The organism is Pseudomonas sp. PA27(2017) (assembly GCF_001945445.1).
In the GTDB taxonomy this organism is placed as follows: domain Bacteria; phylum Pseudomonadota; class Gammaproteobacteria; order Pseudomonadales; family Pseudomonadaceae; genus Aquipseudomonas.
Window position 1 is genome coordinate 117,762 of sequence record NZ_MSXW01000011.1, and the last position, 16,036, is coordinate 133,797.

The 16,036-nt window shown below is 62.2% G+C and carries 14 protein-coding genes; all 14 read left to right on the plus strand.

Features of this window, described 5'->3' with window-relative positions:
• The first annotated feature begins 2 nt into the window (after window positions 1-2).
• The 14 genes from BVH06_RS05280 (at window position 3) to BVH06_RS05340 (ending at window position 15,395) form a co-directional block, all read left to right on the plus strand.
• On the plus strand, window positions 3-2,234 hold the full coding sequence (locus BVH06_RS05280; protein WP_075933446.1) for a polysaccharide biosynthesis tyrosine autokinase: 2,232 nt from the start codon (window positions 3-5) through the stop codon (window positions 2,232-2,234).
• Between the two features lie 43 nt (window positions 2,235-2,277).
• The gene (locus tag BVH06_RS05285) at window positions 2,278-3,003 is read left to right on the plus strand and encodes a tyrosine-protein phosphatase (protein ID WP_075931953.1); all 726 of its coding nucleotides are present in this window, start codon (window positions 2,278-2,280) and stop codon (window positions 3,001-3,003) included.
• A gap of 70 nt (window positions 3,004-3,073) precedes the next feature.
• On the plus strand, window positions 3,074-3,241 hold the full coding sequence (locus tag BVH06_RS25705) for a hypothetical protein (RefSeq protein WP_168172886.1): 168 nt from the start codon (window positions 3,074-3,076) through the stop codon (window positions 3,239-3,241).
• Window positions 3,238-4,629 carry an undecaprenyl-phosphate glucose phosphotransferase gene (locus BVH06_RS05290; RefSeq protein ID WP_075931954.1) on the plus strand — a complete coding sequence of 464 codons (1,392 nt, stop codon included), beginning with the start codon at window positions 3,238-3,240 and terminating at the stop codon, window positions 4,627-4,629. Before BVH06_RS25705 ends, BVH06_RS05290 begins: the two co-directional genes overlap by 4 nt.
• A gap of 54 nt (window positions 4,630-4,683) precedes the next feature.
• Window positions 4,684-6,030, plus strand: a complete 1,347-nt coding sequence (locus BVH06_RS05295) for a UDP-glucose/GDP-mannose dehydrogenase family protein (RefSeq protein ID WP_075931955.1) — start codon at window positions 4,684-4,686, stop codon at window positions 6,028-6,030.
• Window positions 6,031-6,269: 239 nt separating this feature from the next.
• Window positions 6,270-7,418 carry a glycosyl transferase family 2 gene (locus tag BVH06_RS05300; RefSeq protein WP_075933447.1) on the plus strand — a complete coding sequence of 383 codons (1,149 nt, stop codon included), beginning with the start codon at window positions 6,270-6,272 and terminating at the stop codon, window positions 7,416-7,418.
• Window positions 7,419-7,485: 67 nt separating this feature from the next.
• Entirely contained in the window at window positions 7,486-8,610 is a 1,125-nt protein-coding gene (gmd, locus tag BVH06_RS05305; RefSeq protein WP_075931957.1) for a GDP-mannose 4,6-dehydratase, read from the plus strand.
• A gap of 2 nt (window positions 8,611-8,612) precedes the next feature.
• On the plus strand, window positions 8,613-9,587 hold the full coding sequence (locus BVH06_RS05310) for a GDP-L-fucose synthase (RefSeq protein ID WP_075933448.1): 975 nt from the start codon (window positions 8,613-8,615) through the stop codon (window positions 9,585-9,587).
• 1 nt (window position 9,588) lies between these two features.
• Window positions 9,589-10,050 carry a GDP-mannose mannosyl hydrolase gene (locus tag BVH06_RS05315; protein ID WP_075933449.1) on the plus strand — a complete coding sequence of 154 codons (462 nt, stop codon included), beginning with the start codon at window positions 9,589-9,591 and terminating at the stop codon, window positions 10,048-10,050.
• A gap of 69 nt (window positions 10,051-10,119) precedes the next feature.
• The gene (locus BVH06_RS05320) at window positions 10,120-11,403 is read left to right on the plus strand and encodes a hypothetical protein (protein WP_075933450.1); all 1,284 of its coding nucleotides are present in this window, start codon (window positions 10,120-10,122) and stop codon (window positions 11,401-11,403) included.
• Complete coding sequence (locus tag BVH06_RS05325) at window positions 11,366-12,130, plus strand: glycosyltransferase (protein ID WP_075931961.1); 765 nt, start codon at window positions 11,366-11,368, stop codon at window positions 12,128-12,130. The genes BVH06_RS05320 and BVH06_RS05325 overlap by 38 nt, the downstream gene beginning before the upstream one ends.
• 62 nt (window positions 12,131-12,192) lie before the next feature.
• On the plus strand, window positions 12,193-12,945 hold the full coding sequence (locus tag BVH06_RS05330) for a WecB/TagA/CpsF family glycosyltransferase (RefSeq protein ID WP_075933456.1): 753 nt from the start codon (window positions 12,193-12,195) through the stop codon (window positions 12,943-12,945).
• Window positions 12,942-14,372 carry a mannose-1-phosphate guanylyltransferase/mannose-6-phosphate isomerase gene (locus tag BVH06_RS05335; RefSeq protein WP_075933451.1) on the plus strand — a complete coding sequence of 477 codons (1,431 nt, stop codon included), beginning with the start codon at window positions 12,942-12,944 and terminating at the stop codon, window positions 14,370-14,372. The genes BVH06_RS05330 and BVH06_RS05335 overlap by 4 nt, the downstream gene beginning before the upstream one ends.
• Window positions 14,373-14,600: 228 nt before the next feature.
• Window positions 14,601-15,395 carry a WecB/TagA/CpsF family glycosyltransferase gene (locus tag BVH06_RS05340; RefSeq protein ID WP_075931963.1) on the plus strand — a complete coding sequence of 265 codons (795 nt, stop codon included), beginning with the start codon at window positions 14,601-14,603 and terminating at the stop codon, window positions 15,393-15,395.
• Window positions 15,396-16,036 lie beyond the last annotated feature (641 nt).

Sequence of the window (16,036 nt, forward strand, 5' to 3'; positions counted from 1 at the left end):
ATATGAACAGTCCTGCACGAACGATCCGACAGTGGCAGCCCTCGCCCTCGGAAGCAGATAGCGATTACATCGACCTGCGGCGCATCTGGAATGCCGTATGGATGCGCAAGTGGGCCATCGCCCTGTTCGTCGTGGTGGTCACACTGATCGCCGCGGTCGCCGTCTCCCGCATGACGCCGATCTACCGTGCCGTCGCCTCGGTGATGATCGAGACCAAGGGCACCCAACTGGTGTCCTTCCAGCAGGTCACCGACACTACCGGTGCGGTGAACGAGTACCTGCAGACCCAACTCGGCCTGATCAAGAGCCGCGTGGTCGCCGAGAAAGTGGTTCGTGAACTCAACCTCACCGAACACCCCGACTTCGACCCGCGCCAGCAGCCGCAACCGCTGATCAATTTCGGTGGCATCACCCGTGGCCTGCAGAGCGCCCTGTCGATCACCGGCCTGGTGGACGAGCCCGAGCCGGCCAAGCCGATGACCGAGGCCGAGCTGCTCGACATCGTCACCAAGATCCTGATGGACCGCACCAACATCTGGGTCGAAGGCAAGAGCCAGCTGGTGAACATCTCCGTCGATCTGCCGGATCGCCTGACCGCTGCCGCCATCGCCAACTCCCTGGCCAGCAACTACATCGACAGCCAGCTCGAAGCGCAGATGGAAATGTCGCTGTCGGCGACCACCTGGATGAACACCCGCCTCACCGAACTGCGCAGCTCGCTGCAGGAAGCCGAGAACCGCCTGCAGGCTTATCGCGAAGCTGAAGGCCTGGTGGACGTCAATGGCGTGGCCACCATCAGCAACAACGAACTGTCGCTGACCGGTGACCGTATGATCGACGCTCGTCGCCAGCGCGCCGAGGCCGAGAGCCAGTACCGTCAGGTGCAGTCCATGGGCAGTGGCGATTGGCGTCGCCTGGCCAGCGTGCCGGCCGTACTCGGCAACCCGCTGATCCAGCAGTTCAAATCCGAGGAAGCCCGTGCCCGCGCCAAGGTCGAGGAGCTGTCGCGTCGCTACGGTGACCGCCACCCGGCCATGCTCGCTGCCAAATCCGATCTGAGTGCCGCCTCGGCGAGCCTGCGTGCCCAGGTCGAGCAAGTGGTCGCCAGCATCGAGCGTAACTATCAGCTGGCCGTGGCCAACGAGAACTCGCTGAATGCCTCGTTCGACAAGAACAAGGAACAGATCCAGGATATCTCGCGCAAGGAATTCAAGGTGCGTGAGCTGACCCGCGATGTGGAAAGCAACCGCTCGCTGTACGAGACCTTCATGACCCGCCTGCGCGAAACCGCGGCGACTCAGGACGTCAACTCCAGCAACGCGCGCATCATCGACCAGGCCGTTGCCCCGCTGCAGCCGGCTGCACCGAACCAGAAGCTGATCATCGTACTGGCGGCAGGCCTCGCCCTGATCTTCGGCATGGCACTGGCCATCGTCCGCGACATCCTCAACAACACCTTCAAGAGCGCCGACGATGTCGAGACCAAGCTGAACCTGCCGGTACTGGGCATCGTTCCGCTGATCGCCAACAACTCCAAGTACACCGCCGCGCACCTGTTCGAGCATGGCGAGGATCCACGCTTCTGCGAGTCGATCCGCACCATTCGCACCAGCCTGATGCTGGCCGATACCAACCGCTCCCAGAAGGTTCTGGTGGTCACCTCCTCGTCGCCTGGCGAAGGCAAGAGCACCCTGGTGGCCAACATGGCGTTCGCCCTCAGCCAGCTGCAACGCGTGCTGCTGATCGATGCCGACCTGCGCCGCCCGACCCTGGCCAAGAGCTTCGACTTCCCGGTCGGCACCCCTGGCCTGGCCAACCTGATCACTGGCAGCGCCAAGGTCGAAGAGTGCATCCACAACATGGGCACCAACCTGGACATGCTGCCGGCCGGCGCGGTACCGCCGAACCCGCTGGAGCTGCTGGCCTCGCCGCGCTTCGCCAAGTTCCTGGACATGATCAAGGAACGTTACGACCACATCATCATCGATTCACCGCCCAGCCAGGCCGTGAGCGATGCCGTGCTGCTGTCCACCTTCGCCGATGCGGTGATCTACGTGGTCAAGGCCGACGGCACGCCGATCCCGCTGGCCCAGCGTGGCGTCGGCCACCTGCTGCAGAGCGGTGCCTCGGTGATGGGCGTGGTGCTCAACCAGGTGGACGTGGAAAAGGCTGCGCGCTCCGGCGAATACAGCGGCTACTACGACCACTACGGCTACAGCGACCGCAAGGCCTGATAACCGCCATGACCAACCAGCGCATGACAGCAGGAGGTGCCCGATGATCGATCTGCATAATCACCTGCTGCCGGGCATCGACGACGGCCCGGCAGACCTGCCGACCGCGCTGGAGATGGCCCGCATGGCGGTGGCCAACGGCATCAGCCACGTGGTCTGCACGCCCCACATCCACATCGGCCGCTACGACAACGACAGCCGCACCATCGCCGAGACCTGCAGCCGCTTCAACGCCGCGCTGCAGGAGGCAGGCATCGACCTGAAGGTCGGCGCCGCCGCCGAGGTGCGCTTCTCCGGCGAGCTGATGACCCGTGTGCTGGACGGCAGCATCCCGTTCCTCGGTCAATGGGAAGGCAAGAAGGTACTGCTACTGGAGTTTCCCCACGGGGATATGCCCTTCGGTGCCGAACGCCTGACCCAATGGCTGCTCGACAAGGGCATCGTGCCGATCATCGCGCACCCGGAGCGCAACAAGGCGCTGATGAACAACCCGAGCAAGCTCAAGCCGTTCATCGAGCAGGGCTGCCTGCTGCAAGTGACCGCCGCCTCTGCCGCTGGTCGTTTTGGCGAGCGGGCAATGCACCTGGCTCACGAACTGCTGAGCAATCGTGTGGTCAGCATTATGGCGACTGATGCCCACAACCTGGATCACCGCCCTCCCCTATTACAAGAAGGTCTCCTGCAAGCCGCCCGGATCCTGGGCGAGAGAGAGGCCGAACGTCTGGTCATCGACACGCCCTGGCGCATCGCACACCAGCATTTCGCTTAGTTGACTGCCTGATAACGCGTGCCTGTCGGTTCAGGCCGCAGGATTCGTATTTGTTGGAGGTTGGAAAACCATGCGTCGAGAGTTCAGTTTCAGGGCGCAACCCTTTCAGCAGGCGCTGATGCGCTGCACGACCCTGGGCACGCCCGCCACCGCTGCAACCAAGGACATGTCGCCTCTCGTGCGTTCTCCGGAGGCCACTTACTTCATCGAAGATTTGCACGAGGATCGCCGCAAATGATTTCCAAACGGATCAATCCTGCCGAGAACCGCAGGGGACTCACGTTCTGGGGTCAATGGACCTGCGCCATTACTCTGGTCAGCATGCTGCTCTGCTACCTGGTCGTTCAGCGCTACGGTGACGTGCCCACCGAATACCGCCTGCTGATCGTCCTCACGGTACTGGGTTCGGTACCGGCCTACGGTCTGCTGCGCGTGTACCACAAGCGCCTCGGCTACCTGACCGGCCTGGGCCATCTGCTCGGCGGCTGGTTGCTGCTGCTGGCCGGCTTGCTGTTCATCGCCTACTTCAGCCAGAGCCTGGAGCGCTTCTCCTTCGAGATCATGCGTGAATGGGCACTGCTGGGCTTCCTGGCCCAGGCCATCGCCTTCATCCCGCTGCGCTACTTCGCCCGCCTGCATTCGGAGAAGCTGCGCAATGAGCGCGTCTCGCTGATCATCGGCTCGGGCGAGAAGGCCCACGAGCTGGCCGAGCGCCTGACCGCCAACAACCGCGTGCCGCTGGTCGGCCTGATCGCTTCCAGCGACGATGCCCACACCCAGGACGGCCGCTTCCCGATCCTCGGCAAGCTGCAGGAGCTGCGTGACGTCACCGAGCAGCACGGCGTACGCCGCGTCTACATTGCCCTGACCCTGGACGAAATCTCGCATATCGAGAAGCTCTACATCGACCTGCTGGACATGAGCGTCGACGTGGTCTGGGTACCGGACTTCGGCAGCATGCCACTGCTCAACCAGTCGATCTCGCAGATCGAGCAGTTGCCGGCCATCTACCTCAACGAAAGCCCGATCAGCTCGCACCCCGCTGCGGTGTTCAGCAAAGAGTTGATGGACCGCACCCTGGCCTTCCTGGCGCTGGTGGCCCTGAGCCCGGTGTTCATCATCGCGGCCATCGCCGTGAAGCTGTCCTCGCCCGGCCCGGTGTTCTTCCTGCAGCCGCGCCACGGCTGGAACGGTGGCGTGATCCTGGTGTGGAAATTCCGCTCCATGCGCATGCACGACGACAAGGTCGTCAAACAGGCGACGCGTGAAGACCCACGCATTACCCCGGTTGGCCGCTTCCTGCGCCGCACCTCCATCGACGAGCTGCCGCAGCTGATCAACGTGCTGCGTGGCGAGATGTCCCTGGTCGGCCCGCGCCCGCACGCGGTGGCCCACAACAACTACTACAGCGACAAGATCCTCGCCTACATGGCCCGTCATCGCCTCAAGCCCGGCATCACTGGCCTGGCCCAGGTGACCGGTCACCGTGGTGAAACCGAAACCCTGGAAAAAATGCAGCAGCGCGTGGAGAAGGACCTGGCCTACATCAACAACTGGTCCCTGTGGCTGGACATCAAGATCCTGGTGAAGACGCCCTTCACCCTGTTCTCGCGCGACATTTACTAACGCGCCCTTTTTGGCGCACGTAACGATTAACGTTAACTCAAGGAAAGTTTATCCATGAATATCACTGTCGTTGGAACCGGCTACGTCGGCCTCGTCACCGGCGCTTGTATCGCCGAGATGGGCAACACGGTTGTCTGCGTGGATGTCGATCCGAAAAAGATCGAGAACCTCAAGAAAGGCATCCTGCCGATTTACGAGCCGGGCCTGGAAACCGTGGTGGAAGAGAACTTCGAGGCCGGTCGCCTGCTGTTCACCACCGCGCTGCCAGAAGCGATGGAGCAATCGGACATCATCTTCATCGCCGTCGGCACGCCGCCCGGCGAAGACGGCTCGGCCGATCTGCGCTACGTGCTGGAAGTGGCGCGCCAGGTCGGCAGCCTGATGACCCGCCACACCACCGTGATCAACAAGTCCACCGTGCCGGTCGGCACTGCCGACCTGGTGCGCGCCGAGATCCTCGAGCAGCTCGAGCTGCGCGGCAAGAGCATCAGCTTCGATGTGGTATCCAACCCTGAATTCCTCAAGGAAGGCGCTGCGGTCGACGACTTCATGCACCCGGATCGCATCATCGTCGGCACCGACAGCGAGCGCGCTCGCCAGGTGATGAGCGAGTTGTACGCGCCCTTCATCCGCAACAACCCGCGAATCAAGTTCATGGGCGTGCGTGATGCGGAAATGACCAAATACGCCGCCAACGCCATGCTGGCCACGAAGATCTCCTTCATGAACGAGATCGCCAGCCTGTGCGACCGCCTCGACGTGGACATCGAGAACGTGCGCCTGGGCATCGGCTCGGACCAGCGCATCGGTTATCACTTCATCTACGCCGGCTGCGGCTATGGCGGCTCGTGCTTCCCGAAAGACGTCAAGGCGCTGATCAGCATCGCCCACCAGAACGACTTCGAGCCCAAGCTGCTGCAGGCCGTCGAAGCCCGTAACGATCAGCAGAAGCAATCGCTGTTCAACAAGCTGGCCGCGCACTTCGAGGGCGACCTCAAGGGCCGTACCTTCGCCGTCTGGGGTCTGGCGTTCAAGCCCGGTACCGACGACATGCGCGAAGCACCCAGCGTGGTGCTGATCAACAGCCTGATCAACGCTGGCGCCAAGGTCAAAGCCTTCGACCCGATCGCCCGTGAAACCGCAGCGCGCGAATTCCCTGAGCACTGGCTCAACGAGGGTCGCCTGCAAATCGTCGACGGTCAGTACGAAGCCGCCATCGATGCCGACGCCCTGGTACTGGTCACCGAGTGGAAGCCGTTCCGTCGCCCTGACTTCAAGGCGCTGAAGAAGCTGCTCAAGCAGCCGGTGATCATCGATGGCCGCAACCAGTACGACCTCGGCCAGGTGAACCGCGAGGGCTTCGACTACTACGGCATTGGCCGTAAGCAAGTGAACGGCTGAGCCGCCGCTGACATGGACGTCATCACTCACACCCTCTCGGCCCATCCTGCCCTGCACGTCCACCAGGCGTGCCGGAAGCAGTGCGGCGCAGAACCTTTTGCGCCGGGCCAGCACGCTGCACACCTCGCCTGCCACCGTCACCCGCCTAGCACCCGCTCAGGCGTGCGAAGCGGTGCCCGGCGTGGTGTGCTAGCCGTGATCGGCTCAACCCATTTTCAACAGAGACCGGCTTCGATCCTATGACCGAACAATTGCCCACCATCGTCGTCATCGGCTACAACCGCCCCAAGAGCCTCAGCCGCCTGCTGGGTTCCCTGATCCAGGCGCAGTACCCAGAAGGCAACGTGCGCCTGGTGATAAGCCTCGACAACTCCGGCAACCCGGAGCCACGCAAGGTCGCCGAAGCGTTCGACTGGCCCCACGGGGAAAAGCGCATCATCGCCCATCCGCAGCGCCTCGGCCTGCGCCAGCACGTGCTGAGCTGTGGCGACCTGACCGAGCAATACGGCGACGTGATCATCCTCGAGGACGATCTGTTCGTTTCACCGTTCTTCTATGACTACACCCACAAGGCCCTGCAAGCCTATGCCGATGACGCCGGCGTAGCCGGTATCAGCCTTTACAGCGTGCAGTTCAGCCAGACCGTCGACCTGCCCTTCATGCCGGTCGACGATGGCGACTCCCACGTGCATTTCATCCAGATGGCCGCGTCCTGGGGCCAGGCCTGGTCGCGCCGGCACTGGCAGGGCTTTCGCCAGTGGCTGGAAAGCAACGGCACCGACATCAGCCATATCGATGGCATCCCGGCGGACATCCGCGGCTGGCCGGAGTCCTCGTGGCTCAAGCTGTACACCGCGTACATCATTTCCCGGGATCTGTACTTCGTGTACCCGTTCCGCTCGCTGACCACCAACTTCGGCGATCCGGGTCAGCACTTCAACATCGCCTCGTCGCGCTTCCAGGTGCCGATCCAGCAGAAGGCGGTCGACTACAAGTTCGCTCGCCGCGAGGACAGCCTGTCGGTCTACGACGCCTATTGCGAGCTGCTGCCGTCGTGCATCAAGCGCCGCAACCCGGTGCTCGCCGACTACGACTTCACGGTAAACCTGTACGGCAGCAAAACCTGCAAAGGGCTGCAACTGACCCGTACGAACGCCCGTGGCCTGCACAATTTCGCCCTTTCCATGAAGCCCATGGAACTGAGCATCCTGCACAACATCGAAGGTGAGGGCCTAGCCCTGATCGACTCCGCCGACCTCACCAGCGACAGCAAAGTGCGGCAGAAGGCTGAGTACGACATCTACCGTTTCTTTTACAAGTTTCCGTCGGTACGGATCATTTTTCTCGGCGTCATGGAACGTCTGCAATTGCTGCTCAAGCGCGCCTGATCCACCGACCGCGCGCAGCGATTTGGCTACAGCTCTCTAATCAATTGAATATCGCAGGTATTTTGCAATGGCACAGAAAAAAGCGCTCATCACTGGTATCACCGGTCAAGACGGTTCCTACCTCGCCGAGTTCCTGCTGGAAAAGGGTTACCAGGTGCATGGCATCAAGCGCCGCGCGTCGTCCTTCAACACCCAGCGTGTGGATCACATCTACCAGGATCCGCATGTCGACAACCAGAACTTCATCCTCCACTACGGCGACCTCAACGACTCGTCCAACCTGACCCGCATCATCCAGGAAGTACAGCCTGACGAGGTCTACAACCTCGGCGCGCAATCCCACGTAGCGGTCAGCTTCGAAGCCCCGGAATACACCGCCGACGTCGATGCCATGGGTACCCTGCGCATCCTCGAGGCCATCCGCCTGCTGGGCCTGGAAAAGAAAACCCGTTTCTACCAGGCCTCCACCTCCGAGCTGTACGGCCTGGTGCAGGAAATTCCGCAGAAGGAAACCACCCCCTTCTACCCGCGCTCGCCCTATGCGGTCGCCAAGCTGTACGCCTACTGGATCACCGTGAACTACCGTGAAGCCTATGGCATGTACGCGTGCAACGGCATCCTCTTCAACCACGAGTCGCCGCGTCGTGGCGAGACCTTCGTGACCCGCAAGATCACCCGCGGCCTGGCCAACATCGCCCAGGGCCTGGAGCCTTGCCTGTACATGGGCAACATGGACGCGCTGCGTGACTGGGGTCATGCCAAGGACTACGTGCGCATGCAGTGGATGATGCTACAGCAGGAGCAACCGGACGACTTCGTGATCGCCACCGGCGTGCAGTACTCCGTGCGTGAATTCATCACCTGGTCGGCGGCCGAACTGGGCGTGCACCTGCGCTTCGAAGGCAACGGCGTGGACGAGCAAGGCATCGTCGAACGCATCGACGGCGACAAGGCACCGGCGCTGAAAGTCGGCGACGTGATCGTGCGTGTCGACCCGCGCTACTTCCGCCCTGCAGAAGTGGAAACCCTGCTGGGCGACCCGACCAAGGCCAAGACCAAGCTGGGCTGGACGCCGGAGATCACCGTGCAGGAAATGTGCGCCGAGATGGTCAGCGAAGACCTCAAGGTCGCCCAGCGCCACGCCCTGCTCAAGGAGCACGGCCACGAACTGCCAGTCTCCGTGGAGAACTGAGCATGAGCGCGCTTCTCAACCAGCGCGTCTTCGTCGCCGGCCATCGCGGGATGGTCGGTTCGGCGATCGTGCGCCACCTGCAGAGCCTGGGTTACCAGAGCATCATCACCGCCCCACGCGAAAGCGTGGACCTGGTCGATGCGGCCAGCGTAAAGCGTTTCTTCGCCGAGCAACGCATTGACCAGGTCTACCTGGCCGCGGCGAAGGTCGGCGGCATCCACGCCAACAACCAGTACCCGGCCGACTTCATCTATCAGAATCTGATGATCGAGGCCAACGTCATCAACGCCGCCCACGAGGCCGGCGTGCAGAAGCTGCTGTCGCTGGGCAGCTCGTGCATCTACCCCAAGCATGCCGAGCAGCCAATGCGTGAAGAAGCGCTGCTGACCGGCGTGCTGGAGCCGACCAACGAGCCCTACGCGATCGCCAAGATCGCCGGGATCAAGCTGTGCGAGAGCTACAACCGCCAGCATGGCCGCGACTACCGCAGCGTGATGCCGACCAACCTGTACGGCCCGCACGACAACTACCACCCGGAAAACAGCCACGTCATCCCCGCCCTGCTGCGCCGCTTCCACGAAGCGACCCTGCGTGGCGACGATGAAGTGGTGATCTGGGGCAGCGGTACGCCGATGCGCGAGTTCCTGCACGTCGACGACATGGCCGCGGCCAGCGTCCACGTGATGAACCTGGATGAAGCCACCTACCAGGCGCACACCCAGCCCATGCTCTCGCACATCAACGTGGGCACCGGCCAGGACTGCACCATTCGCGAGTTGGCCGAAACCATCGCGCGGGTCACCGAGTTCCAGGGCCGCCTGAGCTTCGACGCCAGCAAGCCCGACGGCACGCCGCGCAAGCTGATGGACGTCTCACGCCTGGCCAAGCTCGGCTGGACGGCGAGCATCGACCTGGAAAGCGGCCTGCGTGACGCCTACCGCTGGTTCGTCGACAACATCGACGACGTACGGGGCTGACATGTTCCTGCCGGCCGACACCTTCAAGACCGTGGTCGCCAGCACGCCGCTGGTGTCCATCGATCTGCTGGTACGCAACCCGCAGGGCGAACTGCTGCTGGGCGAGCGGCTCAACCGCCCCGCCCAGGGCAGTTGGTTCGCGCCCGGCGGGCGCATTCTCAAGAACGAAACGCTGGACGCGGCGTTCGCCCGCCTGACCCAGGAAGAACTGGGCCAGGCGTTCAGCCGCGACCAGGGCAAGCTGCTCGGCGTGTACGAGCACTTCTATGACGACAGCGTGTTCGGCATCGCGCCGGATACCCACTACGTCGTCATCGCTTACGCACTAGAGCTGGACGCGCAACAGAACCTGCAGCCGCCCAGCGTGCAACACGGTCGCTACCGCTGGTGGCCGATCGAGCAGATGCGCAATGAACCGCGCATCCATGGCAACACCCGCGATTACTTGCAGGCGCTGTACTAGATACCTCGCGAGGCACGCCTACGCGGCGTCGCCTGTGAGCCAAGACAATTTCGATATGGGAAGGCGAGCTTGTTCAAGCAACTCCTGGCATACCGCAATCTGCTGCTGATCTTGTTTGTCCTGAACTCGGCCTGTTTCTTTCTGACCGACGACAAGAAGGCTGGCATCCCCTACCTGCGCGAGCTGTGGCTGCTCGGGCTGCTGGGCGCCTCCGCCGCGCTGTTCCTGGTCTGGAAGCGTATCTACCAGTCCAAGACCAGCCTGTGGATCATCTTCATGGGCCTGGCACTGCCGGTCGTCTCGGCGATCATGGCCGAGCTCAACTTCGATCAGCCGTTCATTTACGGCCTGCTCGAAGAGCGCCGCAGCTTTGCCTATCTGGTGTTCTTCCCGGCGCTGTTCCTGATGATCAAGACCGCGCCGACCCAGAAGCACCTGGAGAACTTCTTCCTGTATTCAGGCCTGACGTGCGCCTTCGTCGGCTACTGCTACTTCTTCAAGATCATCCCGGAGAACGCCAGCCTGTCCTTCACCATGGACGCCAAGGATGCCGGCGACGCGCTGCTGCGCCCCGACCGTTACCGCATCGGCTCGAGCTACGTGACCATCTGCGCCTTCATGCTGATGTACAGCATGAAGGAGCGTATTTCGCTGCCCAAGGTTCTCACCCTGCTGTTCTTCGCGTCGTACCTGTGGCTGGTACTGCAGACGCGCCAGACCATGATCATCTGGTGCCTGGCCGGCCTGTGGATCTTCCGTGACCGCATCGACTCGCTGCTCAAGCTCGGCCTGCTCGCCGCGACCATTCTGGTAGCCTCGTTCTTCATGTTCCCGGAGTTCTACTACGCGCAGTTCGACAAGTTCCAGGCGCTGCTCGACGAGGCCACCACCGGCCCGGGCGTACGCGACAACACCACGGCGATCATCATCGGCGCGATCGCCGACAACATGTACATCGGCATGGGCTCACTGTCACTGCAGTGGAAAGGCGGCTTCGGTGCCCTCTACAACCCGCACTTCTACCTGTCGGACGTGGGGATCTTCGGCGTTTACTACCGCTACGGCTTCCTCACGCCGCTGATTGCGCTGATCTTCTATTTCGGCTACCTGCGCATCATGAAGCGCTGCCCCGAGAAAGGCCCGCTACTCAGCGCCTTCCAGCTGATCTTCTGGTTCCAGATGCTCAACATGTTCCTGTCCAACTCCCTGATGTACGGCGGCGATATCTTGGGCATCGGTGCCGCCTGCTTCCTGTACTACTCCCGCGCCTACGCCGCGCAAGCATCCCCGACTCGTGAGATCAGAGGCACACGCCATGACCCAATTCAGTATCGTAACCATCAACTGGAATAACCTGGAGGGTCTCAAGCAGACCTACCAGAGTGTGGCTGCCCAGACCTACCGCAACTTCCGCTGGATCGTCGTCGACGGTGCGTCCACCGATGGCGGCGCCGAGTGGCTGGCGACCATCGACGAGCCCTACGCCGAGATCACCTCCGAGCGCGACAAGGGCCTCTACGACGCCATGAACAAGGGCCTGATCAAGGGCTCGGCGACCGAGGGCTACACCCTGTTCCTCAACAGCGGCGACTTCTTCTACGACGAGAACGTGCTGCAGAAGGTCGCCGATGCCATCGAGCGCGCACCGGGCAAGCCGCGCTACGTGTATGGCGACTATCACCTGCAGGACGCCGCCGGGCGCCTGACGCCGCAAAAGGCGAAGAAGATCGAGCACCTGGTGCTGGGCATGCCGTCCAGCCACCAGGCGATGTACTTCGAGAACGAGCGCCTGCGCAAGGTGCGCTTTCGCGACGATTTCAAGCTCTCGGCCGACTACTGCATGATCGTCGAATTCCTGCAGGGCCAGGATCACCAGCGCGACGTGCTGAAGATCGAGTCGCCGCTGTGCATCTTCGACACCACCGGCGTTTCCACCAGCCGTCGCTTCGACGCGCTCAAGGAAGACATGCGCATTCGTCGGGAGGTCATGAAACTATCGCCGTTGCATAGCATCTCTTTGTATGTCCTGCACTACGTGCATACCCACAGCAAATTGCTGAAAGCGGCTTTGGGCAAATGAATCGCGAGCAGTACGAATCGTTGCCCGAGCGTGATACGCGCCAGTGGCGCAAAGAGGTGTTGATGAAGGCCTTTGATATCGAGTTCTACGCTGGCACCAAGGATCGCCTGATCGAGGACTTGGTTGAGCACAGCACCAACAGGTACAGCTACATCGTGACGCCCAACGTGAATCACGTGGTGCAGCTGGAAACCGACCGCGACCTCAAGCGCGCCTATGCCGTGGCGCGCCACCGCATCTGCGACAGCCGCGTGCTGCTGCCGCTGCTGCGCATGCTCAAGGTGCCGGTCGAGGACGCCATTCCCGGCAGCACCCTGACCGCAGAATTGATCGGCATCGCCGATGAGCGTGCCTGGGACGTGACCATCATCGGCTGCGAAGACGACGACATCGCACGGCTGCGTGAGCGCTTCCCGAACATCAACTTCCACCACCACAACCCGCCGATGGGGTTCATCGACAGCGAAGAAGCGATCCAGGCCTGCCTGTCCTTCGTCGTCGAGCACCCGTCTCATCTGGTGGTGCTCTCGGTGGGCTGCCCGCGCCAGGAAATTCTCGCGCACAAGATCTTCGAGACTGACCAGGCCGTCGGCATCGGCCTGTGCGTCGGCGCCTCGATCAACTTCCTGTCCGGCAAGTTGCAGCGTGCCCCGATGTGGATGCAACGCTACTCGCTGGAATGGCTACACCGTGCTTATACCGAACCACGCCGTCTGGTCGGCCGTTACGTCCGCGACGCGTTCCTGATCCTGCCGATTCTGGTCCGAGAATTCCGGCTTCGGCAATCACTCTTCATGGGAGGAGCTCCACGATGATTCCTGTCATTCTTTCCGGCGGTAATGGCTCGCGCCTGTGGCCGCTTTCGCGCCAACTCAACCCCAAGCAGTTCCTGCCGATCGCCGATGACTCGCTGTCCATGCTGCAAGCGACCATTCGCCGCCTGGAAGGCCTGAAGGTCAGCCAGCCATGCCTGATCTGCAACGAGGAGCACCGCTTCCTCGCTGCCGAGCAACTGCGCACTCTGGGTATCGACAACGCCAGCATCCTGCTCGAGCCCGTAGGCCGCAATACCGCTCCCGCGGTTGCCCTGGCAGCGATCAAGGCGCTGGAAAAGGAACACGATCCGGTGCTGCTGATCCTCGCCGCCGATCACCTGATCAAGGACGTCGACGCGTTCCACCGCGCCGTGGAAACCGCCCTGCCCTTCGCCCAGGCTGGCAAGCTGGTGACCTTCGGCATCGTGCCGACCCATGCCGAGACCGGCTACGGCTACCTGCAGAAAGGCGCCGCGGCGGGTGAAGGTGGCTTCACCGTCGCGAAGTTCGTCGAGAAGCCCGACAGCGAAACCGCCGAGCGTTACCTGGCCTCCGGCGAGCACTTCTGGAACAGCGGCATGTTCATGTTCCGCGCCAGTCGCTACCTCGAAGAACTGCAGCGCTGGCAGCCGGAGATTCTCGAAGCCTGCCGCCGGGCCACTGCGCAAAGCGAAGAAGACATGCACTTCGTGCGCATCGGCAAGGAAGCATTCGCCGCCTGCCCGGAAGACTCCATCGACTACGCGGTGATGGAAAAGACCGAAGACGCCGTGATGGTGCCACTGGACGCCGGCTGGAGCGACATCGGCTCCTGGTCCGCCCTGTGGGACGTCAGCGACAAGGACGAACAGGGTAACGTGCACAAGGGCGACGTGCTCAGCCACGACAGCCAGAACAACTACGTGCATGCCGACTATCGCCTGGTGACCACCGTGGGCGTCGAGGACCTGATCATCGTCGAGACCAAGGACACTGTCATGGTCGCGCACAAGGACAAGGCCCAAGAGGTCAAGCGCATCGTCGAGCAGCTCAAGCGCGAAGAGCGTTGCGAGCATCTCAACAACCGCGAAGTCTATCGTCCGTGGGGCATGTACGACTCCATCGACAACGGTGCGCGTTATCAGGTCAAACGCATCACCGTGAAGCCCGGCGCCAAGCTGTCCGTGCAGATGCACCACCACCGTGCCGAGCACTGGATCGTGGTCAGCGGCACTGCACAGGTGACCAATGGCGATGAGACCTACATGGTCACCGAAAACCAGTCGACCTACATCCCGATTGGCCAGATTCATGCATTGGAAAACCCGGGCATGATTCCGCTCGAGCTGATCGAAGTACAGTCCGGGACGTATCTGGGCGAAGACGATATCATCCGCTTCTCCGACAACTATGGCCGCGTCAAGGAACTCAAGGTTTCCGCGGCCTGAGGTCAGGCCAGCGCTCATGTGCGCAGGCGCCCATCACCGGGGCCCTCTGGGGCCCCTTCGCCGGGTGGTTCGCCACCCCTGCCATGGCTCTGCCAGTTCACACCCGATGGGGCAAGGAATGCCTTACATCTCGCGATCAAACGGATTTCTACAAGAACAAGCAAAGCGCGAAGCCCACGTGAACACACACCGGATAATTCTCCTACTTTCCGACAACGAGGCTCGCCCGTGAAAACTTCCAAACTCCTGTACGACCCCGTTATTCACAAACTGAAGTTGCTGGAAGAACATGATGTGACGCCGTTGCTCGAAGACTTGAGCACTCCGAAGAAACCGACCATCGTCGGCTTTCTCAACCAGCATGGCTACAACCTGATCCAGCAAGACAAGCGCGCTCGCCGCCACTTCCTGCAGATCAACCACCTGCTGCGCGACGGCATCGGCATCAAACTGGCCTGCCAGTTGAACGGCCTGGCGCCCGGCGCCAACCTCAACGGCACCGATTTCATTCCGGCGCTGATCGAGCACGCCCTACAGGACGAACGTAGCGACCAGTACCAGTTGTTCGCCATGGGAACCTGCGAGCCGTGGACCGAGGAAGGTGCCAACGCCCTGTTCCGTGGTCGTGAGCACCACACCATCGATGGTTTCCAGCCGGTGGAGCGCTACCTGGAATTCGTCCAGGAACACCTGCAGCCGGGCAAGATCCCGCTGATCGTGATGGGCATGGGCATGCCACGCCAGGAAGAAGTCGCCGTCACCCTGCAGCGCAACCTCAACCGCCCTGCCCTGATGATCTGCGGTGGTGCGATCCTGGATTTCGCCGCCCAACGCTTCAACCGGGCGCCTGAAGTGTTTCGCAAGGTTGGGATGGAGTGGGCCTATCGCCTGCTGATGGAGCCGCGTCGGTTGTTCGCCCGCTACGTGCTGGGCATTCCGCAGTTTTTCTACTACATCGTACGCAACGGCCGCGACAGCAAGGTCGCGGTCAGTGAGCAAGGCGCCTACGACCGAAAATCCTGAGGTCGACTACCGGTACTAGAACGCCCGGACGAGTGCATCGTCCGGGCGTTTTTTTGCGATTATCTCAGGAACATCTGTCTTGGCGCCGGACTGGCAAGCTTGTGTGCGTACCACTTACTGACTTGGCACTATCCGTTACCGCGTCTGCTGAACCTTTGTGTTGCGCCCCTTACGGGCGCCACACCTTTCTTGCTTGCCCAAGAAAGGTGTGCCAAAGAAGGGCACCCCGACATCCGGGTTTCGCTGCGCGAAACTTCCCTCGCTCCGGCGACGCTCCGGGGGCCGGCTTACATGGGCCATCCCTGGCCCATTAAGCCTCTCGCCGCATCCATGCGGCTCGTCCCCCTACGCGCCACCTCCACTCGGCCTCCTGACGGGACCGGAGCGCGAGCTTGCGAGATTTCCACGGGCTCAAGCTTAGCGGCGTCTGCTTTTGAGCTGCGATTGCACAGGCGACGCCCAAGTCCCCTTCAGCAGGCCGAATGGAATCACTACGTAAGGGGCCGGGCGGGTAGCCATGAGCGACATGGATGTCGCGAGAGCTGCGATGGGCCAGGGATGGCCCTTCGTCAGTGGGCCGCATCCGGTCGTGCCCCTGGAGTGGTGATGGAATGAGGGAACCCCGGCGCAGCAGGGCGGGG